The organism is Chryseomicrobium aureum, from assembly GCF_016909155.1.
Lineage (GTDB): Bacteria > Bacillota > Bacilli > Bacillales_A > Planococcaceae > Chryseomicrobium > Chryseomicrobium aureum.
This window is the reverse complement of sequence record NZ_JAFBFG010000022.1, coordinates 28,237-50,806: the sequence shown is the minus strand read 5'-3', so window position 1 is coordinate 50,806 and position 22,570 is coordinate 28,237. Positions and strand designations below refer to the sequence as shown.

26 protein-coding genes and 2 pseudogenes are annotated in these 22,570 nt (G+C 43.0%); 5 read left to right on the top strand and 23 right to left on the bottom strand.

The genetic code is table 11. The features are described from left to right. Positions 1–122 precede the first annotated feature (122 nt). Positions 123–1,667: an SIR2 family protein gene (locus JOD03_RS12615; protein WP_204591652.1), complete on the bottom strand. Its 1,545-nt coding sequence runs from the start codon at positions 1,665–1,667 to the stop codon at positions 123–125. Between the two features lie 12 nt (positions 1,668–1,679). Here JOD03_RS12615 and JOD03_RS12610 point away from each other — a divergent pair, with 12 nt between their 5' ends. Beyond that, positions 1,680–2,039: a hypothetical protein gene (locus JOD03_RS12610; protein ID WP_204591650.1), complete on the top strand. Its 360-nt coding sequence runs from the start codon at positions 1,680–1,682 to the stop codon at positions 2,037–2,039. An 81-nt stretch (positions 2,040–2,120) separates the two neighbouring features. On the opposite strand, the gene JOD03_RS12605 is transcribed toward JOD03_RS12610, so the two are convergent. Further along, on the bottom strand, positions 2,121–3,149 hold the full coding sequence (locus JOD03_RS12605) for an FUSC family protein (protein WP_233208670.1): 1,029 nt from the start codon (positions 3,147–3,149) through the stop codon (positions 2,121–2,123). A gap of 308 nt (positions 3,150–3,457) precedes the next feature. Beyond that, positions 3,458–4,414, bottom strand: a complete 957-nt coding sequence (locus tag JOD03_RS12600; RefSeq protein WP_204591648.1) for a calcium/sodium antiporter — start codon at positions 4,412–4,414, stop codon at positions 3,458–3,460. 760 nt (positions 4,415–5,174) lie between these two features. Here JOD03_RS12600 and JOD03_RS12595 point away from each other — a divergent pair. Further along, positions 5,175–5,261 (top strand): annotated as a pseudogene (locus tag JOD03_RS12595) (GNAT family N-acetyltransferase); the annotation flags it as partial. Positions 5,262–5,509: 248 nt separating this feature from the next. Here the strand turns inward: JOD03_RS12595 and JOD03_RS12590 are convergent. The 3 genes and pseudogenes from JOD03_RS12590 to JOD03_RS13810 all read right to left on the bottom strand — a co-directional run. Further along, positions 5,510–6,757, bottom strand: a complete 1,248-nt coding sequence (locus JOD03_RS12590) for an IS91 family transposase (protein WP_420837252.1) — start codon at positions 6,755–6,757, stop codon at positions 5,510–5,512. A gap of 104 nt (positions 6,758–6,861) precedes the next feature. Continuing rightward, positions 6,862–8,076 (bottom strand): NAD(P)/FAD-dependent oxidoreductase, encoded by a 1,215-nt coding sequence (locus JOD03_RS12585; protein ID WP_204591646.1) that lies wholly within the window; start codon positions 8,074–8,076, stop codon positions 6,862–6,864. Between the two features lie 347 nt (positions 8,077–8,423). After that, positions 8,424–8,522, bottom strand: a pseudogene (locus tag JOD03_RS13810) (iron-sulfur cluster assembly accessory protein); the annotation flags it as partial. 204 nt (positions 8,523–8,726) lie between these two features. Here JOD03_RS13810 and JOD03_RS12580 point away from each other — a divergent pair. Next, the gene (locus JOD03_RS12580; RefSeq protein WP_204591644.1) at positions 8,727–9,263 is read left to right on the top strand and encodes a tyrosine-type recombinase/integrase; all 537 of its coding nucleotides are present in this window, start codon (positions 8,727–8,729) and stop codon (positions 9,261–9,263) included. Between the two features lie 861 nt (positions 9,264–10,124). On the opposite strand, the gene JOD03_RS12575 is transcribed toward JOD03_RS12580, so the two are convergent. From JOD03_RS12575 to JOD03_RS12505, 14 genes are all read right to left on the bottom strand, one after another. Beyond that, positions 10,125–10,448, bottom strand: a complete 324-nt coding sequence (locus JOD03_RS12575; RefSeq protein WP_204591642.1) for a hypothetical protein — start codon at positions 10,446–10,448, stop codon at positions 10,125–10,127. A gap of 104 nt (positions 10,449–10,552) precedes the next feature. Further along, entirely contained in the window at positions 10,553–11,014 is a 462-nt protein-coding gene (locus JOD03_RS12570) for a phBC6A51 family helix-turn-helix protein (protein ID WP_204591640.1), read from the bottom strand. After that, positions 11,001–11,615: a hypothetical protein gene (locus tag JOD03_RS12565; protein ID WP_204591638.1), complete on the bottom strand. Its 615-nt coding sequence runs from the start codon at positions 11,613–11,615 to the stop codon at positions 11,001–11,003. The genes JOD03_RS12570 and JOD03_RS12565 overlap by 14 nt, the downstream gene beginning before the upstream one ends. Before the next feature lie 14 nt (positions 11,616–11,629). Then, on the bottom strand, positions 11,630–12,337 hold the full coding sequence (locus JOD03_RS12560) for a hypothetical protein (protein ID WP_204591636.1): 708 nt from the start codon (positions 12,335–12,337) through the stop codon (positions 11,630–11,632). A 13-nt stretch (positions 12,338–12,350) separates the two neighbouring features. After that, entirely contained in the window at positions 12,351–12,815 is a 465-nt protein-coding gene (locus tag JOD03_RS12555) for a hypothetical protein (protein WP_204591634.1), read from the bottom strand. Between the two features lie 84 nt (positions 12,816–12,899). After that, the gene (locus JOD03_RS12550) at positions 12,900–13,118 is read right to left on the bottom strand and encodes a hypothetical protein (protein ID WP_204591632.1); all 219 of its coding nucleotides are present in this window, start codon (positions 13,116–13,118) and stop codon (positions 12,900–12,902) included. Between the two features lie 182 nt (positions 13,119–13,300). Further along, the gene (locus JOD03_RS12545) at positions 13,301–13,822 is read right to left on the bottom strand and encodes a hypothetical protein (RefSeq protein WP_204591630.1); all 522 of its coding nucleotides are present in this window, start codon (positions 13,820–13,822) and stop codon (positions 13,301–13,303) included. Positions 13,823–13,834: 12 nt separating this feature from the next. After that, the gene (locus JOD03_RS12540; protein ID WP_204591628.1) at positions 13,835–14,032 is read right to left on the bottom strand and encodes a hypothetical protein; all 198 of its coding nucleotides are present in this window, start codon (positions 14,030–14,032) and stop codon (positions 13,835–13,837) included. A gap of 540 nt (positions 14,033–14,572) precedes the next feature. Continuing rightward, complete coding sequence (locus tag JOD03_RS12530; protein WP_204591624.1) at positions 14,573–14,821, bottom strand: helix-turn-helix transcriptional regulator; 249 nt, start codon at positions 14,819–14,821, stop codon at positions 14,573–14,575. A 128-nt stretch (positions 14,822–14,949) separates the two neighbouring features. Further along, the gene (locus JOD03_RS12525; protein WP_204591622.1) at positions 14,950–15,738 is read right to left on the bottom strand and encodes a hypothetical protein; all 789 of its coding nucleotides are present in this window, start codon (positions 15,736–15,738) and stop codon (positions 14,950–14,952) included. 47 nt (positions 15,739–15,785) lie between these two features. Next, entirely contained in the window at positions 15,786–16,982 is a 1,197-nt protein-coding gene (locus JOD03_RS12520; RefSeq protein ID WP_204591620.1) for a DEAD/DEAH box helicase family protein, read from the bottom strand. Positions 16,983–17,562: 580 nt separating this feature from the next. After that, positions 17,563–17,880: a hypothetical protein gene (locus tag JOD03_RS12515; RefSeq protein WP_204591618.1), complete on the bottom strand. Its 318-nt coding sequence runs from the start codon at positions 17,878–17,880 to the stop codon at positions 17,563–17,565. A gap of 824 nt (positions 17,881–18,704) precedes the next feature. Further along, positions 18,705–18,941: a hypothetical protein gene (locus JOD03_RS12510; RefSeq protein ID WP_204591616.1), complete on the bottom strand. Its 237-nt coding sequence runs from the start codon at positions 18,939–18,941 to the stop codon at positions 18,705–18,707. 14 nt (positions 18,942–18,955) lie between these two features. Next, positions 18,956–19,246: a hypothetical protein gene (locus JOD03_RS12505; protein ID WP_204591614.1), complete on the bottom strand. Its 291-nt coding sequence runs from the start codon at positions 19,244–19,246 to the stop codon at positions 18,956–18,958. Between the two features lie 127 nt (positions 19,247–19,373). On the opposite strand from JOD03_RS12505, the gene JOD03_RS12500 reads away from it, so the two are divergent. Beyond that, positions 19,374–19,598, top strand: coding sequence for a helix-turn-helix domain-containing protein (locus JOD03_RS12500; protein WP_239584981.1), 225 nt, complete (start codon positions 19,374–19,376; stop codon positions 19,596–19,598). 677 nt (positions 19,599–20,275) lie between these two features. On the opposite strand, the gene JOD03_RS12495 is transcribed toward JOD03_RS12500, so the two are convergent. The 3 genes from JOD03_RS12495 to JOD03_RS12485 form a co-directional block, all read right to left on the bottom strand. Then, positions 20,276–20,977, bottom strand: coding sequence for a tyrosine-type recombinase/integrase (locus tag JOD03_RS12495; RefSeq protein WP_476727374.1), 702 nt, complete (start codon positions 20,975–20,977; stop codon positions 20,276–20,278). Between the two features lie 503 nt (positions 20,978–21,480). Next, complete coding sequence (locus tag JOD03_RS12490; RefSeq protein ID WP_204591656.1) at positions 21,481–21,843, bottom strand: HesB/IscA family protein; 363 nt, start codon at positions 21,841–21,843, stop codon at positions 21,481–21,483. A 68-nt stretch (positions 21,844–21,911) separates the two neighbouring features. After that, the gene (locus JOD03_RS12485; protein WP_100353777.1) at positions 21,912–22,145 is read right to left on the bottom strand and encodes a NifU family protein; all 234 of its coding nucleotides are present in this window, start codon (positions 22,143–22,145) and stop codon (positions 21,912–21,914) included. Positions 22,146–22,224: 79 nt separating this feature from the next. Between JOD03_RS12485 and JOD03_RS12480 the strand changes: the two genes are divergently transcribed. After that, on the top strand, positions 22,225–22,548 hold the full coding sequence (locus tag JOD03_RS12480; RefSeq protein ID WP_204591610.1) for a YuzD family protein: 324 nt from the start codon (positions 22,225–22,227) through the stop codon (positions 22,546–22,548). The last annotated feature ends 22 nt before the right edge of the window (positions 22,549–22,570 follow it).

Below are 22,570 nucleotides of genomic sequence, written 5' to 3'. Positions count from 1 at the left end.
TTTTCCTTTCTTCAGGTTTGTTAAGGACATTATATCCGTCAATTCCTGGACAAACAATACCGTCAACAAATTGACGTTTTTAATCAGCATTAACAGCTGAAACTACTTTGATGTCACTTTTATTATGAATATTTAACAAAGTCATAGATTCTAATAAGCCTTCTTAAATCAGTGTTTGTTTTATAATTCTTTTCTTTTAAAGCTGTTTTTAGATAGCCTCCTAAATCTTCAATACTGTTTTTTGTGTAGTTTACCAATGCTAAATTTATATTTTTTTCATTACCATTTAAGGCTTCTTCAAATGTTTTATCATGAGATAAACGTGATTTTTTCAGCCAAAGTGAATGTGATAAGATTTTTTGTATTGAGTTAAAACGTAAACAATTATTTTTTACTGCTTCTGGTAATTCATCAAAATTAAATTGAGAAGTATATTTTCTAGTAGGTAAGAAACCTCCACTCTTGCTCAAAGCATACGGGAGTGTTTCAGCTACTAATAAATCATTATGAAAATTTCCATTATCAAAAATTATATCTTCATATATTTCATCAGTTGAAACTATTCTATATCCATTTTTTGCTCGTTCCATCATTCCAAAACCATAAACAAATTCAATTTTTTTTAATTCTTCAGCAGTCATATTATCAGAGGGTAAAGATAACATCATTCTTTGGTCGGGGTCGTTTGTAAGTAGTAAATTATACATATCTTCTTTTACATGTCGCAGCATTTTAATCGGATATTTTGATTTATTTTGTGCTAATTCATCGTATAAAAAAGAATAATTACCTAAAACTATTTGCCTGATGGTTAAAGACTTTCCAGAATCAAAAGTAATAGTATACTTTGACTCTCTATAGAATTCTTCATCTGGATCCCATACCACATAAAATAATCTATTAGCTATTTCTTTTAATTGTTCAGTATTTAAACAAATTTGAATATCATTTAAAATGCTACGTATATCTTCATCTCCAATAGAATAACCTATAAAAAATATAGGGTGTTCTAAGAAAATAGTTAAAAGTTTTGCAGAAATATATTTGTGCTTTTCTTCAATTTTCAAATAGTCAGCTGTACTAATTAAGATAGATTCAGGGAAGGTACTACTACCATGAATCTTGTATATTTCCCCCACATCATATTTTGAGTGAAATAAAATTTCCTCTTGAGAAGTATAAGTTTCATAACCGAATATTCGTTCGAGAAGATTGTCATAATTAGTAGTAATTAAACCAGAAATGGAGTGTGTCGATAATTTATTTAGAGACTCTAATTCTTGTTCTATACCAGGTAGGTATTCACTGAAACTATTTATGTACTCAGAAATCTCGATTTTTATAGGTGGTACATGTTGATGAAGGATTAAGTCCTCATATTTATTCCTATTATCTTTGAATTTGTCGCTTGTATACCAAGTTTTGTCCAAATCATCTGAGATAATATCACACAAGTAAGTCATGTACTTATTGTAATTTGAGTCTTTATTATATTTTTTTGAAGCCTCATTCTCTGCCCTGATGAATCCATATTTATCATCATATGTAATTGTGGCTATATGTCTAAGTAAGTCTTCCCAAGTAGGAATATTTAAATACCTTCTTGAAAAACCAGATCCAATAAAAAGGAACGAGAGAGCATCAGCTTTATTTAGTAGTGGTTTCAAGAATTCACGCCTATGCAGAAAGCTACCCTAAACCCCTCAAAAACACATGAAATTCACAGAAATGCCCCCCGCATATGCAGCCGCAACCTAATAGAAGATATTTTCTTCCCTATAGACCGTCATCCTCCCCAAAAGAACTCCCTATTCAACCCCACACCTCAACACGTTATCATCAACCCAGGAGGAATTCTCATAAACTTAAGCAATCTGAAAAAACAGGTGCCGGCGAAGCTTTATAACCGCGGGCTTGATTATTTTGAGCGGGAGTTTGTGGAACATCTTACAGAATCAGCGGCAGGGTTGATTGAAGAGCTGCAGTTCATGTATCCGAAACGGAGAGCGCTGTTGGATGAGTTGGGGAAGATAAATTAGAAAGGAGCAGCGCCAGTAACTTCCCTGGCACTGCTCCTTATTATTCCTTTTACTCAATCCGGACTAAATAAATTATTTACCTTATTTTTGCGACTGGTTCAGCAGCTGATCCAGGCGGTGGAGATGGAATGTATAGTCAAAAAGAGCGGATGCTACAATCATTAATCGAATGTTTTTCTCCTGGTTTTCTTTAGACAGGGAAAGCACTGAATCATAAAATTCGTTTCTTCGGTTTAACATATCTGCGTCTGAATGCTGAAATTCTTTGATCTTGCCTTGATATTTCAAAAATAGATACTCGTGATATTTAATCAATTCTTCCAGGTACTGATCAAATAACTGATTGACGCTTTTTTCAGACTTACTCTGAAAGTAGTGGTCATCAATTTTTTCGAGAAGCTGATTCCCTTCTTCTAATGTCTTCAGCATCTGCCTGAAAACAATCATTTCCCTGTCATTCAATTGCTTTGTTCGTGATTTTCCGAACTTGATTCTTTCCTCATCAAACAATTTGAATTGCTCCACTAAGTTTTCAAGTTCTTTCTTAAAGTTACGGGAAAGATCCTGATAGGAACCTTCTGTCAGCTCATTTGAAATTGCAGTCCTTAATAATAATGACATTTGCTGAAAAGCTGAGTGGATGTTAGTTGAAAAGCTCTTTTTATATTTCGGTGGAAAAACAACGAGATTAACTAATATAGCAGAAATCGTTCCTATTAAAATAACCGAAAATCTTTCCAGGGCAAAGTACAAATCCTCACCTGCACCGGAAGTCATGATCGCAGCTACCGTTACAAGAGTTAGCGGAATTGTGCTATCCATTTTTAATTTCAAGCTTAATGAAATCATGATCATGATAACTAAACCGATGGTGATAGGATTTTCGCCTAAAAAATAGATGAAAAACAACGAGATGGATGCACCCAGCGTATTTGTGATCAATTGATCAGGCAAGTGCTTCCAAGTCCGGTATAGCGATGGCTGTACAGCTAAAATAGCTGCAACAGCTGCAAACGCAATGTTGTCCAATCCGAAAAATCCACATATGTATATGGCAATTATAACTGCTACGCCAGTTTTAAAAATGCGAGGACCAAAAGTGATATCCATTTCTCCCTTCAGATAATAAAGAACTGGAGAAATGCATTTCCAGTCTCCAGGATCGTTTACTCTCACCAGATTTCATTAGATAAATATTATCCAGTGAATATAATGATGTCTAATTAAACTTTAAATTGCGATAGACATTATGTCAAAAGTGAATCGGTTTTATTCGAATCCTCCCTCTGTCACACGCACTTTCATTTCTTTAAATTAAATGCATGGTGAATCCATTATCATTTGAATGTAAAAAGGGACAGCCCCTGAAAGTCATTTTCACGACCTTTTGGGACAGCCCCTATCTATAACTCTGCCGTTTAATTTCTCAAAATAATATAAACGACATAAACGATATAAATGACGGCTAAAACCGAACCTTCGATCCTTGAAATCTTGTACTTGGTTCTCGCAAGGATTATCACAAGGACTGTCACACCGATCATCAGCCATACATCCGAAAATATCTTCGAATCGACAGTTAAAGGACTGATGGCTGCTGAGGTTCCTAAGATGAAGAAAATGTTGAAGATATTACTGCCGATGATATTCCCCAGAGCAATGTCCACCTGCTTCTTCAAAGCTGCGGTTACAGAGGTGACGAGCTCAGGAAGCGAAGTACCTACGGCAACTATCGTTAAGCCGACCAAAGTCTCGCTCATACCGAGTGCAAGAGCGATCTCGATACTGTTGTCGACGACGAGGGTGCCGCCGAACACGATGCCGGCAAGTCCGCCGATTGTTAAGAGCGAGTTTTTCAACTTGGATATGTTCGCCGAGTCAACGGGATTTTCTTCTGTGTTCAGGCGATCTTTCCTTGCCACTTCGAAGATATAGTAAAGGAAAACCGCGAAGAATAGCAGCAGCATAATGCCTTCTGTTCTTGTGATGAGATTGCTGTCCAACGCCTGAAGTTGAATGTCGCTGATGAGCAGCAGCAAGGCAACGGAGCCCAGTAAGGCGAAGGGAATTTCTTTCCGGATCGTCTCACTCTGGACCAGCAGAGGGAAAACGAGGGCTGTCACCCCTAAGATGAAAGTGATGTTGAAGATGTTACTGCCGACGACGTTCCCGATCGCCACATCACTGTTTCCTTCGAACGCTGCGATAAAACTGACCGACGCTTCCGGCGCGCTTGTACCGAATGCGACAATCGTCAAGCCGATCAATAAAGGCGACACCCTCAAGCTTTGCGCTATTTTTGAAGCGCCTTCCACAAAATAATCAGCTCCCTTAACTAAAAGAGCAAATCCTACCAATAATAAAAGATAAGTCAATTGTTGCTCACTTCCTTCCTATACTAAAGACATTTAATCGACTTTACTCTCTTCTATGCCAATACCCTTCAAACTAGGGTGAAAACCATAAAAAGCCGTCACAATGATTGACGAATACGGCTCCATTATTTTTTATCTGTGGGATTACGGGGCATCAGTCAATTCATCCATTATTGTCCTCCGTTCTTTTAATATATTAATAAAGATAATATTAACCGAACTATTTCAACCTAAAAAATGGCTATTTTTGAACTAATCCTATATAAAGAACCATTTTAACACAATTTTTCTTTTATTATGTAAATTGCATTTCCCGAAATCCCACTAGTTGTTATGCAATCATAGTACAATTGTAAATTTCAAGTATGCGTGAAATTTTAGTAAATAGAGGAATGTTTATACATATTCACGCTATATTATGAGATGAAGATATAGGCGTCGATTATAATTTGCGGAAGGTAAGTATATAAATAGAATTACTTCAAAAAGTTTTAACATTTCTCTGATGTTGTGCTGGACCGCGTAGAATCTAGTAAAGTGTAAAGTGATTTTTAATATGATATACTTATTAACGACGCAAGTTCGATAAGAATATGCGTTCTTTTTGTTTTGTGGCTAAAAAATTTAAATTTAAATTTAAACTTAAAGCTAAGATTTTGATACTCCATATTTACCTCTATATTAAACTCCAGAATGGCAAACCCATTAAGACTCCAGAAACAAAATCAGCAGGGCATTTGAAAAATAAAGGAGACAAATTATGAATTGGTATGAAAAATTAAATCAGTATTTTCCAGTTGAAGAAATGAAGTCAAAAGAGCATATGGATGCTTTATTAAATAAGAAAATCCGGCCGATAAACCTGGCCGGACCTTTTTGATTTACTTCATATCCGAGAATTTATAGTGTATCCCAGATATACCGATGTACGATTCCGGATACATACTGGCACCACAATGCTCACATTCAAACATAGGGGCGACGCTCTGGTCACCACCTTGATCCATGCGGTCCATCTCTCGGACCACATCGTATGGTATAAGTTCGGTCGTCTCACAGAGTAGACAGATATATTTCACTTTAGCTGGTCTCGCCTTAGGCGAACTGGCTTTTTTCTTTTTCTTTCTGACCTTGCTGACTGGTGAGATAGCTGATCACCCTCTCTAAGTAGTTCCTTGTATTATCGCATAGGGCAATCCGAATCGTCAGTAGACCATCCTGTAGACAGACCTCTCCCTTGAACACGAAATGGTTCTCGCACTTTGGGCACACCAAAGGATCTGACTGATTGTTGACCAAGAACTTCTCACGCCAGTTTCGTCTACGGAGCTTCGCTCCCGTCTTCACAAACCATTGTTTGACCTGTTTCTGCCATTTTGTAAGCAGTGCTTTAACTTTCGCCTTCCGTCTTCTTGAATACATGCCGTAATGTCGGATTGTCTTAAACTGCTCATCTGGGATATGTCTGATCAACCTTGTGATAAACTCTTCGGCTGTCACGATTTCCGTCTTCTCAAGACCGTCGGTCTTGTCCTTATATGTGAAAGTGACCATCTCACCATCATATGCCACAACACGATTGAGACCGATCGCTGGTCGTCGCATATAACGACCAATATAGCGCAACTGTTCTTGAATCTTCCCCTTCTGCTTTGGGGCATGGACATAGAAACCGTCTCCATTGTTGTTGTAGGCGGCCTGTAATCTGGATTGGACTTGCTTCTTTTCTTTCGGACTCAGATTCTTACGAATCAATTTTAATACCACTGTCTGCCACTGTTTTCTCAACATCGCAAAAGGCAGGAAATCATAGTTCACATATTCTCCCTTAGAATTGATGCCACCCATCGTGACGAGCATATGGACATGAGGGTTGAAGTTGACCCGAGAACCAAATGTATGGAGCCCCGAAATGATTCCTGGCTCTAGCTTCGCCTTCTTCCAGAAGAATTCTTTGAGGAGTCGGGCAGCCTCATCCATCATCTCTTTGAGCAGGTGCCGGTGTAATAGGAACACATCGCGCAGGCCTTCATCGATTGTGAAGATCACATGGCGATGGTTCACCTGTATCACTTCATTCGCTAAGATCCGGCTCCATTCCTCACTCTCACCAACTGAGCATGTCGTGCAAAATCTTCCTTTGCAGCGATACGCAACCTTCTTCGTATTATTACAGCCTTCACAGACAAACAGTTTGAATCCGTTGACTATCTTTCCGCACCCTTGGAACCTCTTTATCTCTTTTAAGACCACCGGTCTGATTCGTCTTCCGTTCTTGTTCAAAAACTTCTCCCAGTGACGATTGCAATCAAAGAAAATTAGTTTCAGAATATTTGTCTCCATAAATAGAAAATACCATGAACACTGGGTTCATGGCACTAAAAATTATATACTTTCTTATCTTTCAAAAAAACAGCCGCATTTCTGCGACTGTTTGAGAGGTTAGATTATAGTAAGTTAAATTTTCCTTTTTTCATAACAAGTGGTGCTCCACCAATCATGTATAAAGCACGGTTGTCGATGATTTTTTTCATGATGGAAGCTTTTGTACCTGTAATCTTACGGCCCATTACATCTCCAATCGCATCGTGCTCACCCAGTGAACATACAGAACCTTTTAACTGAGGAACGAATGCATGTGTATCTTCGTTCTTCATAAGTGCAATAAGGTTTTGTGCAATTGTTTCTGCCTGTTGCATCGCAATTTGTGCTGTTGGTGGGTATGGACGGTTCACTTCTTCGTTGATCATAAGTGCGCAATCTCCAACGATGAATACGTCTGGGAAGCCAGGTGCACGCATGTCTTTTTCAACTTTGACACGAGCACGCATGTTTTCGATACCAGAAGTTTCGATTAAACGGTTTCCGCGAACACCTGCAGCCCAAACAACTGTACCAGCTTTAACGAAATCAAATGACTCTTCACCCGTTTTGATTTTTACACCTTCAGGAGTTGCTTGCACAACTGGAGTTCCAATTGAGAATTCAATTCCTTTAGACTCTAAGTGACGCACTGCATAGTCCACTAATTCTGGATCAAATCCAGGAAGAACCATTGGCGCAGCCTCTACACAAAGAACGCGTACTTTTTCTTGTGGTACATCAAATTCTTTGCAAAGCTCTGGAACACGGTTTCCTAGCTCACCTAAGAATTCGATTCCTGTGAAACCAGCTCCGCCTACAACGATTGTCAAACGGCTGTCGTCTTTTACTTCGTCTTGAGACCACATAGCGAATTGGTATTCGATGTGCTCACGAATTTGACGCGCTGCTCCAACGTTTGCAATAGAAAGTGCATATTTATCAAGACCTTCGATACCGAATGTCTCGCCTTCAAAGCCAAGTCCAATGACTAAGTAGTCATATGTGTGCTCGCCTTTATCTGTTGTTACTTTGCGTGCATTAACGTCGATGCCTGTTACTGCTGCTTGAACGAATTGTACTCTGTCGCCATTTAGTACGCTTTTGATGTCATAACGTACATCTTCAGGAGATAGCGTTCCAGCTGCCGCCTCGTGTAACCAAGTCGACTCATAGTGATAATCATTTTTGTTAATCAATGTGATATCTGCATCATTTGCATTTAATTTTTTTTGTAAATTTACGGCAGTTGAAAGTCCGCCATAGCCTGCGCCTAGAATGAGAATCTTCGCTCTTTTCATGGTACCGCTACCACCTCTTAGTTATATTTTCACTTATTTGCCCCTTGACGGGTGCAAACACTTACTTTCTATATTAGCCCTTTTAGAATAGAAGTTCAATGAATACTTGTATCGAATGAAACGTTTTCAATTATGCAAAAACTCATAGAAAAATAACATATGCTTAAAAACAAAAAGAAAGCTTCTCCTAATCGAGAAACTTCCTTAAATAGAGTGTAGGGTGATCAGGGGAAGCGTTCCGCGGGCGCGGGCTGAGCCAAGGTCTCAGCTTCCGCTTTTTTATCCCGCTGGAGTCACCCCTGATCACTTTTATGTCTTGTATGTTAACCAAGCCAGTAATACTTAGATTAACAGTTTTCAGGTGTTCCTTGTTTTGTAGCTGTGCGGAATGAAGAGCCACATCCGCAGTTTGCAATAGCATTCGGGTTATCGATGGTGAAGCCGCCGTAATTGCCTCGCTATCATAAACGTAGACATAGCGCAGAGTTTGCGCTTAATCGTATTAGAATGTAAGTACGCGTGCTGACGTATTCGAAATACGCTCTATTGATTACCGTTAAGTATACGCAATCCACTAGCGGTTGACAAGCGTTATTGTATCGATTATTCTTAATGTAACATATTATTTAAAACGTTACGGAGGTAATCGTATGGAGACGGTACAGGCGTTCACAAGTAAGCGAGAGATAACACGTATGAAGAAAGCGCTACACGGTCGCAACCTGCTCATGTTCACTATCGGAATCAATACGGCGCTACGAGTTAGCGACTTGTTGGCGCTGAAAGTGAAGAACGTCAGAGGCGATTATATCGACGTTACGGAAGGCAAGACGGACAAACGTAAGCGTATGCCGATCAATGACAGTATACGGAAGGCGGTCAACGAGTGCGTGCCTGCTGACGCCAATCCTAACGACTGGCTATTTCCTAGCCGGACAGGTGACGGACATATCGGACGCGTACAGGCATATCGCATACTCAACGAGGCGGCAGAGAGAGCAGGCGTCAAGGTGAACGTTGGTACGCACACCATGCGCAAGACGTGGGGCAAATTCGCCTACGATAAAGGCGTACCGCTAGAGCGGATAATGGTAGCGCTCAATCATTCGTCACAACGTCAAACGCTAAAGTATATCGGTATCGAGCGAGAGCATATCGATGAAATTTACGTAAATATGAACTTGTAGAGGCGTCCTAACGGGCGTCTTTTTTACGTGGAGAAATAGCGGTGAAGGTTGCGGATTTCAGAAAATTGTTAGCGGATTTTTTGAGAGGCGTAATGTTACCTGTAACATCGGGGTTTTTACTATTTTGTTTACGTTTATGAGCTATAAGGTGAGGCGGTTTGGCGCAGATCATCCCCCCGGCTTCAAAGATTCCGCCATCATTACGGCTCATTTACGACTGCATAAAGGTATCACTTTGTTGCATAACGGAGGTAACAAAAGCGTCTTGTGTATCGTTCGTACTACTTAACAAACGTTGATATAACGCTGTTTGTGACGTTATACTTACGCAATCAATCGCCGATAACTTTATGCAATCGCTCAACCGTTGGTACATAAGCGCTTACCTATCGTAAGTAGTCCGCTCATTCTGCATACAATCGTGCATAAACTACGCTGATATAGCGCTAATACAGGCGATAGTTGAAGGGTGAAGTTTCAAGCGGTCGGTCGTGCCGCAGACCTGCGCCTGACTTTTAGCAAGTAGAACGATACTAAACGCTATCATATCGGACACTATCACATATCCTAACGCTATCATACGCTAATCAATCGCCTACTGTACGTTGTACTCTATCGCTATCCTAGCGCCATTGTAACGTATCTCTGCGCATACTGTCCGGTAAATGTCCGGTTGAACATAGAACGCTACCATATCGCAATCCTACGGCTCTTAGCGTATCAATACCTTACTAACGGAAGTTAGCGCGCTCTCCTGCGTCCTCACAGCATAGTCTATCCGCTATTGCCTCGCTTTTATGTACGTAGACAAATAAAAAGGCACTAGCGCCATTATAGCGCCAATGCCGTTAATGATCGTTATTATGCGAAAGTGATCGTATTAATCTGCGTCTCTAGTTCGTATTTCTCTTTTAGCGTCGTCTGTTGCGTTAGGTTGAGCGTATAGTCTGCGCTAGTAATCGTCACCTCAGCCACGTCGTAAGCGCGTGCCATGCGTCGTAAGAACTCGCCTAACGCCTCATCTAGCGTATCAATGACGCTCTTGTTTTCGGTGAAGTGTAGCTTTACGGTCTGGTCTCCGCCTGCTCGTTGCATTTCGACAAGTAGCGAATAGCCTCGCTGTGCGCCGACTGGCTCTCGGTTTTCGTGGTTGTTCTTCTTTACTGTGATAGTGTATGCCGTCATTATAAAATCCCCTTTTGTATGTTAGTTGTCCGTGGCGTATGCGTCAGTTAGCGTCTACCGCCTACATCGTACTCACCTCCGACAATGCCCGTTAATGATCGTTATTACTTGCTGCGTGCCGTGCGTAAGCGTTCCGCTAAGTCCTCAATACCGCGCTCAATCTGCTCTTGTGAAAGCGTCGGCTTATTGCCGTCAACGTACGTCTGCTCACGTCGTTCGACGAGGACACCGCTAATTTTGTAATAGAGTTCTAGGCTCTTAATGCTCGGGATTCCGTTGTTCGACGTACCCTTGATGAGTTTCGCGAGTTGGCTATCGGCTAACGGTCGTAGCATATCCGTTTGTAGCTTACTATGATACGCTGTGAACTCGATGAAAGCCGGTAACTTTTTCCAACGTGATAACGTTTGACGTGATACGCCGATTTCCTCCGCAATCTCCTTCTCCGTGATTGTCGTATTCCCTAGCGCTCTGTTGAACTCGTTCTCGACGAGCATTTCAACGGCTTTCTGTTGGCGGTCGTCTAATGCGTCCGTTAAATCCCGTAATGATCTAGTCTCTGACATTCCGTGTTTCTCCCCTTTGCTTTACGTTCTTCTCCGCTATCCGTTTACTCTCCGCCTCATATGCCTTTATGCGTTCGCTGTATCGGTCTACAAGCGCCTCGACGTGCTTTCCGTTGTATATGCGCCTTGATGTGATTGAGCGCGGAAACTGCTCATATTTAAACGTGAGTGACGTCATTAACGAGCCTAGCGCCTCAAGATACGGTCGTTTATACGTAACTAAATCGTCAAGCGCTATTGTCGCCATGTAGATACTTATGAAATCCGATGTCAACGTAGAGGCGTCATAGTCATAATCGCCGTTTCTTTTCTTCTTAAACACGCCTGCATAATGAATCACTTCTAAATAACGCTTGTAGTGGTCTAGTATCGATAAGTCGAACGGTATCGGCTCGCCTGCCTTCGATACACGCTCGGCATATTCGACCATGAACTCATATAACGGCGTTAGCTCGTAATAGCAACGAAATGCAAGCGGAAGAGAAGGGCGCGGCTTTGTCGCCTTGTGCGCCTCGTATTCCTCTCCGTGATAGCCTGCCTCAATACGCTGTTGTTTCATCTTTTCAATATCTCGCTTTATTTTATCGAGTGAATCCGCCATGCTACCGCCTCCAATCAGCTAAAGTCTTTCGCGTGCTTGTCCGCGTGCTGTCGTGCAATCTTATACATACGGTAGTTTGTCGTCGGTGAAGCTACCTGCGATAATTCACGAATGGCTACGGCTTGCTTTAGCTCTGGCGTCGATAGGTTCGCTAGTTCACGAAGCACGCCATTTACTGCGCTCGCTGTCGATGTGCTTTCGCCTGCGTACGCTTGAATTGTAAGAAGTTGCGGGGCAAGGGCGAGCTTTTCGCTATCAGTATAATGCTTGATTTCTTCGCGTAATTGATTGAGTGCGCTGATACGTTGCTCGCCTGCTGTTGCGGTTGCTAGCGTAAGCGTTGCGCGCCCTGCTACCGTTGAGGCTAGCGCTCTGTCGCTCTCTGTAATCGGAATTGATACGCGTGCCGCCTGTCGTTCTGCGTCGGCTACAATCGTTTGCTTGACGGTGTTCCATTCCTTCTCGGCAAACTCGACTGTACGCTCTAGCTCACGTCGTTTTTCAGTTAGTAAGAAGTCTTTAACTTCCTTTGTGTCACGGGGATCGGTTGACTGTAAAATCCGCTTTTCTTCCTTCTTGAAAATCGATAGTGCATTGTTTACTTCGTCCGTCAGTTTGTTCAATTCGGGAACTCGTAGAATGTTCGCCCCTTGTGCTTTTAGCTCTTCTACTTGATTATCGCTAACGCTCTTTACTTGTCCTTCGTGAAATACATAAGTCATATAATCGTCTCCTCTAGTAGATGTATTTTGTAGTTTTTGCGTCTTTCTTTCCTAAGTCCATAATCGTATTGAATACAGCGTTCTTGATATATCTATCATCCTTGAACGTATCGAATGGAAACTGGCGCGAGTGAATAATCTTCGCAAACTCTAGTAACTTCTCCGCTCTTTCCGGTGTTACGCCTTGTCGTTGAAATTCGTCAAGAAAACGGCTATCAATCTTTCGTTGCTCATACGCCTTAATCTCGCCATCAAGCGCCTCACGTTCCGCCATGATCTCCTCGTATTTCGCCTTCCAATCGATAAGCGTTCCGTCCTCGTCGAATAGGTGCGCAAACTCTGCGCGAAGCTCGTCGCTAAAGTCGCCCGATTCCTCTACGGTGATTTCGGGTAGTTTCGCCAATTCCTCGGCTATACGTCGCTGTACTTCAGCCTCTTGTTCCGGTGATAGTTCGATGTTTTCGATTTGCTCGCTCATTCTGATTCCTCCGTTTCGATTTCTACCTTTTCGATTTCTACGCTGTTTGTCGTACTGGATACGATGTCAACGTAGTTTTTTGGTTTATTCATCGTCTATCACGCTCTCATAGACGTAAATCGTGGCGAATATCTTGCTGTATTCACGTCCTGCGGTTGTGCCTCCGCTGTACTGTACTAAGATACGGCGCTCGCCTTCCGGTGCGTCGTCTAGGTACGCCTGCATTTGTCCTGCGTCGTCAAACATACGTTGTACGATTCTATGCGGCATTTGATGAAATGCGCTTAGGTTAATCTCCGCCATTCTCTCGCCCCTTTTCCTGTAAGTACGCCATCTTGCGTTCGTACTCTTCGCGTATCTGTTGGCGTTCTTTTATACTCATGTCCGCTATCTCGTAAAGTGCGCGCTCTGTGCGTCGTCGTTCCTGCGCAAGTCGTCGCTTTACGATTTCCGTTACTTCTTCGGTCGTGTATAGCTTAACGTCGTTATTTGATTCCGTAGAGCTTTCGTCGATCTTGCTCGCTAAGGATTTCAGAAAGTCTGAAAGATGTTTCATCTCCGTTACCTCGTTTCTCTTTTGGTTGACTGGGCGTTTTTTGTGCCTTCTTCTGCGGTTGTGGTTCGTTCTCCGCTTTTTGATTCGGTTTCTTTACTGCTGCGAACTGCGTCCAATCCGTTTCTAGTTGTTCTTTATACGCTTTTTCAGCAAGCTCGATGATTGTACGGTTATGAAACTTGCCTCGCTTAATCTTGAAACGGTCTGTACTGTATGCCTTATTGGGCGGACAAAGAAGGTTTGTTCTAACTACTGCTATCTCATCGTCTTTCAATTCGCCAACGATTATCGATCTGGCACATGATACGGCGTCACGCTGACTTGCCTCGCCGATATAAATAGACTTGTGACGGAAATCATCGTTATACTTATTCTTCTCGGTGATCGTGAGTGCTTTCGTTCCGTCGTCCTCTCGGTGTACGTAAACTCTGAAACTGCGAATGTTCTCCATAAATACGCCCCTTTATGAAAAGTCTGAATTAAGCCGTTTTGCTGTATCGGCTTTCTTGCCTTTACGTTTCTTTGTCGTTTGTTCTTGCGTCTCTTCGTCTATACCTTTATGCAACTCTTCGAGTAGTTTCGCAGTCCATGCGCGACCATCGTTCATAGACTTGCGCCTGTGACCGTCCTTTGTAGTACGTAACTTTTGAAATCGTGTCATTTCGTCCGCTCTCCTTTTCCGTAAATCAATCATGCGAAATTAGAGAAGTGAGCCTTTCCTATTACCTTCCGATTCTCGCATTTAAAAACGTTGATTCTACGCGGTTTCTAAAGTATCTATTTCGGGAAACTATTGTTCTATTTGATAGCGTTATCGAGTGCGCTCTTTCTTTTGCGCTGTTTATCGTTCTCACGTTCCACAATCGGACGACAATCGCTACAATATTTCTGCGCGTTGCTCTTTGGCGTAAACTTAACCTCGCAACGTTGACAGCGCTTGTTGCTCTCCGCCTGTTGTTTACGTAGCGAGTAGTCTTTCGGAAAGTGTTCGAGATAGTCCTCCATGAGTTGCGGTTCTGCCGGAAGTACGCTCTTCATGAAATAACCGCATACGCTACCTCTCATGTTCTCAAGTTCGGCGGTCTTGTTAATCTCGACAATACAGCCGGATTGAAAAAGCGGACATTTCCCGCAATCGTAATTTGCGCAAGTGTTCTTTGCTAATCGTGCTAAACGGTTGTGCAACGTATCGCGCTCTCGTTTATTTATTGTGCGCCTCATAGTCCTCACTTCCGTAAAGTTCTGCGTGTTTCTTCTTCTGATCTAGGAACGCGAAGAAATCCTCATTTAGCGGAAACTCACGTAATGCTAGCGCCTTTAACTTTGGTGAGATGTTCCCCGTTGATTCTGCGCTACTGATTCGGCTCTTTGATACGCCTAGACGGTTCGCCATCTGTTCAATCGTCATGCCGTGGCAAAGTCGTAAGTCTCTAATTAAGTTGTTTTCCATTGTTCTTTCCCCCTTGAATTCGTTTCTATCTGTTCTCCCCCGTTATCCCCTTAGAACGCAAAAAAAGACGCTCTCACGGAGGAGAGAACGCCTCATATATAACCTATTTCCGTATCGTTAAAATGCCCTCAAATGCTTGATTTTACGCGGTTTCTAGCGGTTTTGTTTCGATTGTTCTCGTTCCAACATGGCGAGTTTTGCGTCGGTATAAACGTATAGCCCTGCGCCTGTCTCCGCTTGATGAATTTCGTCGTCAGATTGCATACGCGTTGGTGTCCGTGGCTTGCGTAGAAGTAACTTCCGCATACGGCACATTTGCGAATATTGTCCGGCTTGAGCTTGCGTATCTTTGCCTTGATCTCGTCGATGTCTCCGCCATACATTCGGCGTACCATGCGAGCGCTCGCGTCTACGTCCGCCTTCAAGTGAGCGATATAGTCCTCGATGTCCTGCGGTGTGACGTCAGGCTCGTCCGGTGTTTGCGTATATTGGTCGTGTAGCTCCGTGTGCGTTATCGTGTACGGCGGTTTATAGTCGCCCTCTTTGTAATCGTCTACGAGCTTGAGTTCGCTCTTGAGGCGTTGCTGTGCTTGAAATACGTCTTGCTTTGCGGTATATGCCGGATACTCTTCGCGGCGCTCCTCTGTGATGTTTGTGCCTTCAAGCAGAAAGTCCGCTAGCACGTCGTAGATGTTTGTCATTCTTTTGTTTGGACTGTAAAACGTAGCAGGGTGTATAATTTGAATATCTTTTAACGCATAGTCATATATGCCGAAACTTTGAGCTATCTCATCGCTGAACTGTTGCGCCAACAACGATCGTTCATCGAATGAGCGGCTCTTTTTTTCTTTATGCTGTTTTATCCAAAAATCATCAATGGCTTTTTGTAGTGAAGTGCGTTGGTCTTTTTGTTTCAATCACAAAACCCCTTTAGCTGATGTATTTGTTTAGCTGATTGTCTAGTTTAAATCTCGTAGTTTGCCCATTGTTCAAGTAATGAACGCATACGACGTGAAGGAATGTAAATCTGTATCTCTCCGCCTTCTCGAATGTTCGAGCGCCATATCCATTGAAGCATATCGCTCAACGCTAGCTTATCCTCTGACACTCTAATACCGTTCTCTTGAAAGAATGAGTTTTCCGTTGGGTTCATATAACGAGAATATGCGTAAATGAGTACGGTCTTATCCTTGTATTCGTTCGTGGCGCGGGCGTTCACAGCTAGAAACCCCTTCGTATATCCTTTACCGCTCAAGTCATGACGGAAGTCTTGTAAGACCGTCCACAATACATCGCTAGACTTCGCTTTGGTGACATAATGCACATACGAGTATATCGAGTTCTTAATCGCCTCTAATTCGTCATCAGAACGCCGTGAGAGCCAACCTTTACTGAATGATGTCGGAATGTCGCCGTGATCGTTATAAGCGCCATCATAGACGTTAATTAATTTCCGCAAGCCCTCGCGGTTTTCGCGTCGTACATCGTAGTCTACAATCTCTCCGTCCTGTAGCGACTTCACTTCGTATGGAATGGAATACAAGTCGAAATAGTAACGCATAAGCTGGGCGTCGAATAAATACGTTAATACGTAGATTTCTACGAACGTGTCGAATATGGACGGAGGGAACGCATAGATTAAATACTTCTTACGGTAGTAATAGAGCGTTCCTGCCTCCGATAACAAGCGAATATCATCGAATACCCCGTATTCGTAGATGTCTGCCGGCGCTTGCCATATGACGCGGTTGTTCTCGATACGGATATACTCTTTCTCACGTAACAGTCGCATATCTGACGGGGAGACGCGCGCCTTGTCGATAACGTTAATTACCTCGTCAAGTACTAAGACGTAGTGATTCGCCGCCAATAGCTCGCGTAGCTCATCGTCTGCCATCTCGAAAAGCCGGTGCGTAGCTGCGATGTTATGACCGTCCTCAATCAACCGTTTAAGATTCGCTAGCTTACTTGTATCAGTACCGTTTATGGACGGTTGTCTAAAGTTCAATTCCGGTACTTCTGCGATAGCGCGCTCGATTTCCGCTAAGAATGGCGTGATGTAAATGAAACGCTCTAGCGGTGAGGCGTTCTTAAATCGGTTAAATGCATACGTCGTCTTACCACTGCCCATTGGAGCGTCAAGAATTTGTACTTTCGTCATATCGTCATTACCTCCGTTTTTGGTTGCGGGATTGACCGGATTATCCGCCCATTCCGTTTACTACTTTTACATATATATTCTTTAAGGAAATCGCTCACAAACCCTTACGTATCAAGGGTTTCAAGCGTTGTTTACTACTTTTATTTTCGGAAAAGTATTACGATAGCGTTTTACGAAGCGAAAGCGAAGTAAAACAATGGCAAAGCCATTGGCATTTCACTCACTACGTTCGTTCATGCGCCATCTATTCATAGCGCTACTATCGTTTGTGTTAAGTGCTAGCGACATAAGTACATACCGCCATTACTCGCGCTTGTCTGCGCCTATGCTTTCGTAAACATCGTTCAGCGCCGTTTGAAATCCGACTGTGTTCCGGTATCGAAATACGAGGTATCCGCTACTCTGCCGGCTAGGTTCGATATGATCCGGCTGATAGCCTCGTTTAGCGAGTAGGTTGCTCACACGTAGCGAGCGTATGAACTTGTGTTCTGGCGTTGGTTGCGTCATAGTATCGTCCTCCTTAACGTGATAAAAGAGCGGAAGTTAATCCGCCCTGTAATCGTTCTAATAGCTATTTTGATTAACGTTGTTCTAACGCTGTTTTCAGTTTTTCTATAACCTCTTCAAAAGTGGCAACACCTAATAAACTCTTATAAGTTTCTGAATAAGGGTCGTAGTCAATAGTTGAGTACATCGTTTTATCGTATCTATCTCGGACTTCAATTCTGTACTGATCTAGTTTATGGTTACTGTCGTTTGGTGTTATTACAATTTTGCTGTACTTCTCAACCGTCAGAATAAAGAAAGGTTCATCCTCCCTAGAGAGCTGATGATTGTGAAACGCCTCTAACTTAGTGATTTCTTTGATTAATTTTTCAACCGACTGATGAATTTGCATAATACATTTCTCCTTCGCTGCTTTATTGTTAGCTGTATGTGAACGCAAGCGGAAAGCCTGCGGAATTTTAACGCCTCTACTTCTATATACAGTATAAAAATCGTGAAATTGCGACATGAGAACGCTTGTTACTTCTTAATGGAAACCATTTTTAAGAAATTGCAACATGAGAACGCTTATACTATTTAATTCCCCATGAAATTCTTAAATTGCGACATTGCCCCTCTACTTAGGTATAGGGCGTAGAATTTCGAAATTGCGACATTGCCCCTCTACTTCTTTACACTGTATAAAATTGCTGAATTGCAACATCGATCCTCTACTTAGGTATCCCCTACAAAACACGAGAAATTGCGACATGAGAACGCCTCTAATTTATATAGCACCCGCAATTTTGAATTTGGTACATCGCTCATCTACTTTATATGGCGATTAAAGGTCGCTCGTTTGCGACAAATAAATGCTTATATTAGTAATATCGTTTCTCAACGTACTAGTGCGGAATTATCATCCGTCCACCTCCCGAAGTAAAACCGCTCTTACTTCATCCGCTATAATTATTTCTATAATTGCGACAAACTCCGTAAAACTTTTTCGGTAGTAAAACCGCTCTTATTACAGTAATAGACGGCTTTCCATTACAATTGCGACATACTCCGTAAAACTTTTTCGGTAGTAAAACCGCTCTTACTAATTCTTACTGTATTCGTTTTGTAAATCGGGACATCGTAATTAAAACTTTCGTAAACAAAAAAAGCAGAACCGCGCCAACAGTTCCGCCATCTACCGCTATACCATTCGCCCACTCGCTAGCACTCTCTCACTTACGGTCGCCACACCACTACTTTCAAATAGTCCTCTAACGTCTGTATACGGTCGCCATACCGTACGGTTACGTCATGGTCTTTAGTCAAGCCGTACATAACGCTATAACGGATAATACGATCATGCACGCTATACCAACCGCCTTGCTCACGCTCTAGCAACTTATCGCCAATAAATAGCGCCGTCTCAAATGTCTCTGGCTCTGTGCGGTCTATCGTAATTGTGTACGGTGTCATACGCTCGCCTCCTGTTAGTTTCCGAACTCTTTTAAATGATTGCGCTGGATAACGTCAAGGAACTCGATAACATCGTAATCCCAATCGAGCAGCATTTCGGCTACTTCGTTATTCAAGCGGAAGTCTACGTAAGCCGTGCCGATTCTAAGCGTACACTCGTCGTTATTATAGATGTCGATTGTTACGCCATCCACTAACTTCATTGTACGGATTGTATACGATAGCTGATCATCTACGATTACCTTCGCCTCTAGTTCGCCCAATAAAAAGTCCGTTGCCGTCATTACCTGTAAATTGTATTCCATCTGTACCGCCTCCAATTAATTTATTTGACTACACTTCGTAGTATACTATTGGCTACATTTCGTTGTCAACTACAAAACGTAGTATATTTTTAAAAAATCGGATATACTAACGGTAGAGGTGAATAATATGAAAATCGTACGCTCTAACTTAAAGGCGTTACTAGACGAACGCGGTATATCCATACGTAAGTTCACGGAGATCAGCGGACTTAAATACGAGACTGTACGGCGTCTCTACAACGATGATACGCGCCAATATCAGCGTGATACGCTTGCGGTAGTATGCGAAACGCTCAACGTCGGCATTGACGATGTACTGACGTTAATAGACGACGAAAAGACGGAAGGCTAACTAAGCCCCTCCGTCTCTTTTTATGCTCTCCGTTGCTCTCATGCGCAAGAGGCGCAATACGAGCGCTAATCATTCGCGCCCTATCGAATATTTCCGAAATTGTTACTTGACTTTCGCTCTTAAACCTAGCAGAATAGCTGCTCGCTCTAGGAAATGCGGGCGGACGTATTACCTTACTATCAAGAAAAAGCATAAAGCTATTTCAAGATAACAAGTAATAACATCGTACGTTCTAGCGTCATAGTGACGTCTGAGGTTTCTACGTAGCCTCTATTCTTGTTAGCTGATCTCTCAACGCATACACTCAACGCCTTACAGTCCACGCTGTGCGGTAGTCATGTTTATTCCCGCCTGTGTATGCTTACCCACGCCTTGACGTGCCTGTAAGCCTTCCCGTGCCGATTATGTGCGCACTCCACTTCGTCGCAACCGTGAATAGAGAAACGGCTTGACCTGCGATATACTCGTTTTTCTGCATTGGCACGATGTGACCGGTCAAGTTTAGATTAACGACGTGTTACTAGGCGATTCCACGTCGGAAATTGCGCGCACTTAAATAAGCCCTATACTTGCCGTCTTTAAAAAATGGCGGTATAATAGCCTTAATCAGATATGTGCGAATACAATTTCGTATTCAGTTAGAGCGGGGTCTTTGCCGAGACCTCGTTCTTTTTTTGTTACCGTAACTTCTTGCGTATGCGATTGATTGGCGAGTGTATCGTATGCTTGGTGCGAACGTCTACGTCCGTCATTTGAATGTAGCGCCGTACCATAGCGATATTGCTATGACCGAGTATCCGCATAAGCGTATAAGGGTCGCCGCCTTCGAGAATGTAATTGCGGCTAAATGTATGACGAAATGTATGAGCCGTGCTGCGTATATCCTTGCCTACGCCCGTTTTATCTCCGTAATACTTCAAGCGCTTATTCATCTGTACATCGCGCACCTCTTCCCCGTAAACGGATAAGAAAACGCGTCTACCGTCTCCGAAGTGCTGACGGTTCTCGTCGATAAGTTCGAGCAGTAGCTTAAGCGTCTCCGGTGAAATCGGTATGATACGATAGCGCCGATTCTTGTTAAATTTCGCCTCTAGCTGAATGACGCGCGCTTTCATGTCGATAACGTCAGGCGTCACACTTAGCGCCTCGTTCATGCGCATACCGGTATCTAAGAGCAATAGCTGGAACACGTAATCGCGGAAACCAACGTACGTGCGCTGATTGCACGCAGCGAGCAACGCGTCTACCTGCTCGTCACTGAACGCCTCTATCGCGTCCTCGTCGTCTCTCTGCGTCTTAATCGTCCGCATTGGCGTTATCGGTATGTAGCTCTCGCCTAGCCAATAGTTGAACGCTACTTTAAGTCCACGTATCCGCATATTGATAGTCGCGGTCGCGAGACCTTTACCGTACTTGCCGGAATCTGCGGACATATTGAAATGCCCCTTATAGCGCGGTGCTTCGTTCGTGATGTAGTCGATGTATTCGCGTATCATTTCGCCCGTTATATCGCTCACATACTCGACGTTATAGCCGACCTCTCCGAGCCATGTCGTAAAGTAGCGCCATGTGTTCGAGTAGTCCTCTATCGTGCGCGGACGCAAGCCCTCGCCTCTCTTAGCGGCAAGGAACAACCGCCAAGCGTCGTCTATGCCGACCTTCGTAAAAGCCGGCGTCTCTCCGCGTGGTCGCGAATACGCAACCCTTCGCCTCTTAAACGTTCGTTCTTCTGACATAACAAAAAACGCCCCCTAACCGCGTATGAATACGGTCAGAGAGCGTTATTACAGTTCTATTATACGATTAAGTGAGCGGTTGACTACGTAACCCCTGCGGAATTGAATACGTCATCATAGCGATAGACATACCGCAGAGTTTACGGCTAGCAATTCTCCGGCGTGCCTTTAGCGGTAGCTGTGCGGAATGAAGAGCCACATCCGCAGTTTGCAATAGCATTCGGGTTATCGATGGTGAAGCCGCCACCCATGAGCGATTGCTTATAATCAATCTTCGTTCCTTGTAAAATGCCCGCGTCTTCTTCCGCTACAACGATTTGAATATCGTGTTGGTTATCTTCGCGATCATCTGCTGCTTTTTCGTGTGTTAAACTCATTCCGTAAGAGAGGCCACTGCATCCCCCACCGTTAACGGATACACGTAGAAAAGCACCTTGTTCTTCGTTATGTTCCATCATTTCTTTGATGCGGAATGCTGCTGCTTCTGTAATATCGACTACATGTGTCATCATTCGTTCCCACCTTCCCTTGAATTAAACGAAAAAGACAAGGCCTGCGCCTTGTCTCGGTGTGTTACTTAAAATACTTGTTCAACTTCTACTACACCTGGTACTTCTTCGAGTAGGGCGCGCTCGATACCAGCTTTTAATGTGATTGTTGAACTTGGGCATGTCCCACAAGCACCGAGGAGACGCAATTTCACGATACCGTCTTCAACATCTACTAATTCACAATCTCCACCGTCTCGGAGTAAGAATGGGCGTAATTTATCGAGTACTTCTTGAACTTGTTCATTCATCGTATCAGTCATTTCTTTCGACTCCTTTCACTATCCCTATTATAATTGGATAGAACAAAAAAATCCAATAAAGAAATTGGGGTTGGGGAGAATGAAAGAAATTACGTTAACGGTGTATGGCGCAGATGTCATCTGTGCGAGCTGTGTAAATGCACCTTCGTCAAAAGATACGTATGAATGGTTGGAAGCTGCGATTGCTCGTAAGTTTGATGGGCACAAGATTCAGTTCCGCTATGTAGATATTGAAAAAACGTCGGAGCGAGACGTGGATGCGGAGTACATTGAGCAGATTCAAAACGATGAATTGTTTTACCCACTTGTGACGATCGAAGATGAAGTCATTGGTGAAGGCTACATCCAGTTAAAGCCTGTGTATGCAGCTTTAGAGCAGCATGGGTATGTGACGGCTGAGTAAGTGTGATGGGATGTAATAGTTT

Bases quoted from the DNA above. Each gene is read 5' to 3' on its own strand.
- JOD03_RS12485 (WP_100353777.1), bottom strand. From the start codon at position 22,145: ATGACTGATACGATGAATGAACAAGTTCAAGAAGTACTCGATAAATTA.
- JOD03_RS12570 (WP_204591640.1), bottom strand. From the start codon at position 11,014: ATGTCAGAGACTAGATCATTACGGGATTTAACGGACGCATTAGACGAC.
- JOD03_RS12495 (WP_476727374.1), bottom strand. From the start codon at position 20,977: ATGCGGATACGTGGACTTAAAGTAGCGTTCAACTATTGGCTAGGCGAG.
- JOD03_RS12510 (WP_204591616.1), bottom strand. From the start codon at position 18,941: ATGACACCGTACACAATTACGATAGACCGCACAGAGCCAGAGACATTT.
- JOD03_RS12540 (WP_204591628.1), bottom strand. From the start codon at position 14,032: ATGACACGATTTCAAAAGTTACGTACTACAAAGGACGGTCACAGGCGC.
- JOD03_RS12520 (WP_204591620.1), bottom strand. From the start codon at position 16,982: ATGACGAAAGTACAAATTCTTGACGCTCCAATGGGCAGTGGTAAGACG.
- JOD03_RS12555 (WP_204591634.1), bottom strand. From the start codon at position 12,815: ATGAGCGAGCAAATCGAAAACATCGAACTATCACCGGAACAAGAGGCT.
- JOD03_RS12515 (WP_204591618.1), bottom strand. From the start codon at position 17,880: ATGCAAATTCATCAGTCGGTTGAAAAATTAATCAAAGAAATCACTAAG.
- JOD03_RS12480 (WP_204591610.1), top strand. From the start codon at position 22,225: ATGAAAGAAATTACGTTAACGGTGTATGGCGCAGATGTCATCTGTGCG.
- JOD03_RS12590 (WP_420837252.1), bottom strand. From the start codon at position 6,757: ATGGAGACAAATATTCTGAAACTAATTTTCTTTGATTGCAATCGTCAC.
- JOD03_RS12560 (WP_204591636.1), bottom strand. From the start codon at position 12,337: ATGACTTATGTATTTCACGAAGGACAAGTAAAGAGCGTTAGCGATAAT.
- JOD03_RS12580 (WP_204591644.1), top strand. From the start codon at position 8,727: ATGGAGACGGTACAGGCGTTCACAAGTAAGCGAGAGATAACACGTATG.
- JOD03_RS12500 (WP_239584981.1), top strand. From the start codon at position 19,374: ATGAAAATCGTACGCTCTAACTTAAAGGCGTTACTAGACGAACGCGGT.
- JOD03_RS12565 (WP_204591638.1), bottom strand. From the start codon at position 11,615: ATGGCGGATTCACTCGATAAAATAAAGCGAGATATTGAAAAGATGAAA.
- JOD03_RS12605 (WP_233208670.1), bottom strand. From the start codon at position 3,149: ATGGATATCACTTTTGGTCCTCGCATTTTTAAAACTGGCGTAGCAGTT.
- JOD03_RS12490 (WP_204591656.1), bottom strand. From the start codon at position 21,843: ATGACACATGTAGTCGATATTACAGAAGCAGCAGCATTCCGCATCAAA.
- JOD03_RS12545 (WP_204591630.1), bottom strand. From the start codon at position 13,822: ATGGAGAACATTCGCAGTTTCAGAGTTTACGTACACCGAGAGGACGAC.
- JOD03_RS12575 (WP_204591642.1), bottom strand. From the start codon at position 10,448: ATGACGGCATACACTATCACAGTAAAGAAGAACAACCACGAAAACCGA.
- JOD03_RS12610 (WP_204591650.1), top strand. From the start codon at position 1,680: ATGCAGAAAGCTACCCTAAACCCCTCAAAAACACATGAAATTCACAGA.
- JOD03_RS12585 (WP_204591646.1), bottom strand. From the start codon at position 8,076: ATGAAAAGAGCGAAGATTCTCATTCTAGGCGCAGGCTATGGCGGACTT.
- JOD03_RS12505 (WP_204591614.1), bottom strand. From the start codon at position 19,246: ATGGAATACAATTTACAGGTAATGACGGCAACGGACTTTTTATTGGGC.
- JOD03_RS12550 (WP_204591632.1), bottom strand. From the start codon at position 13,118: ATGGCGGAGATTAACCTAAGCGCATTTCATCAAATGCCGCATAGAATC.
- JOD03_RS12530 (WP_204591624.1), bottom strand. From the start codon at position 14,821: ATGGAAAACAACTTAATTAGAGACTTACGACTTTGCCACGGCATGACG.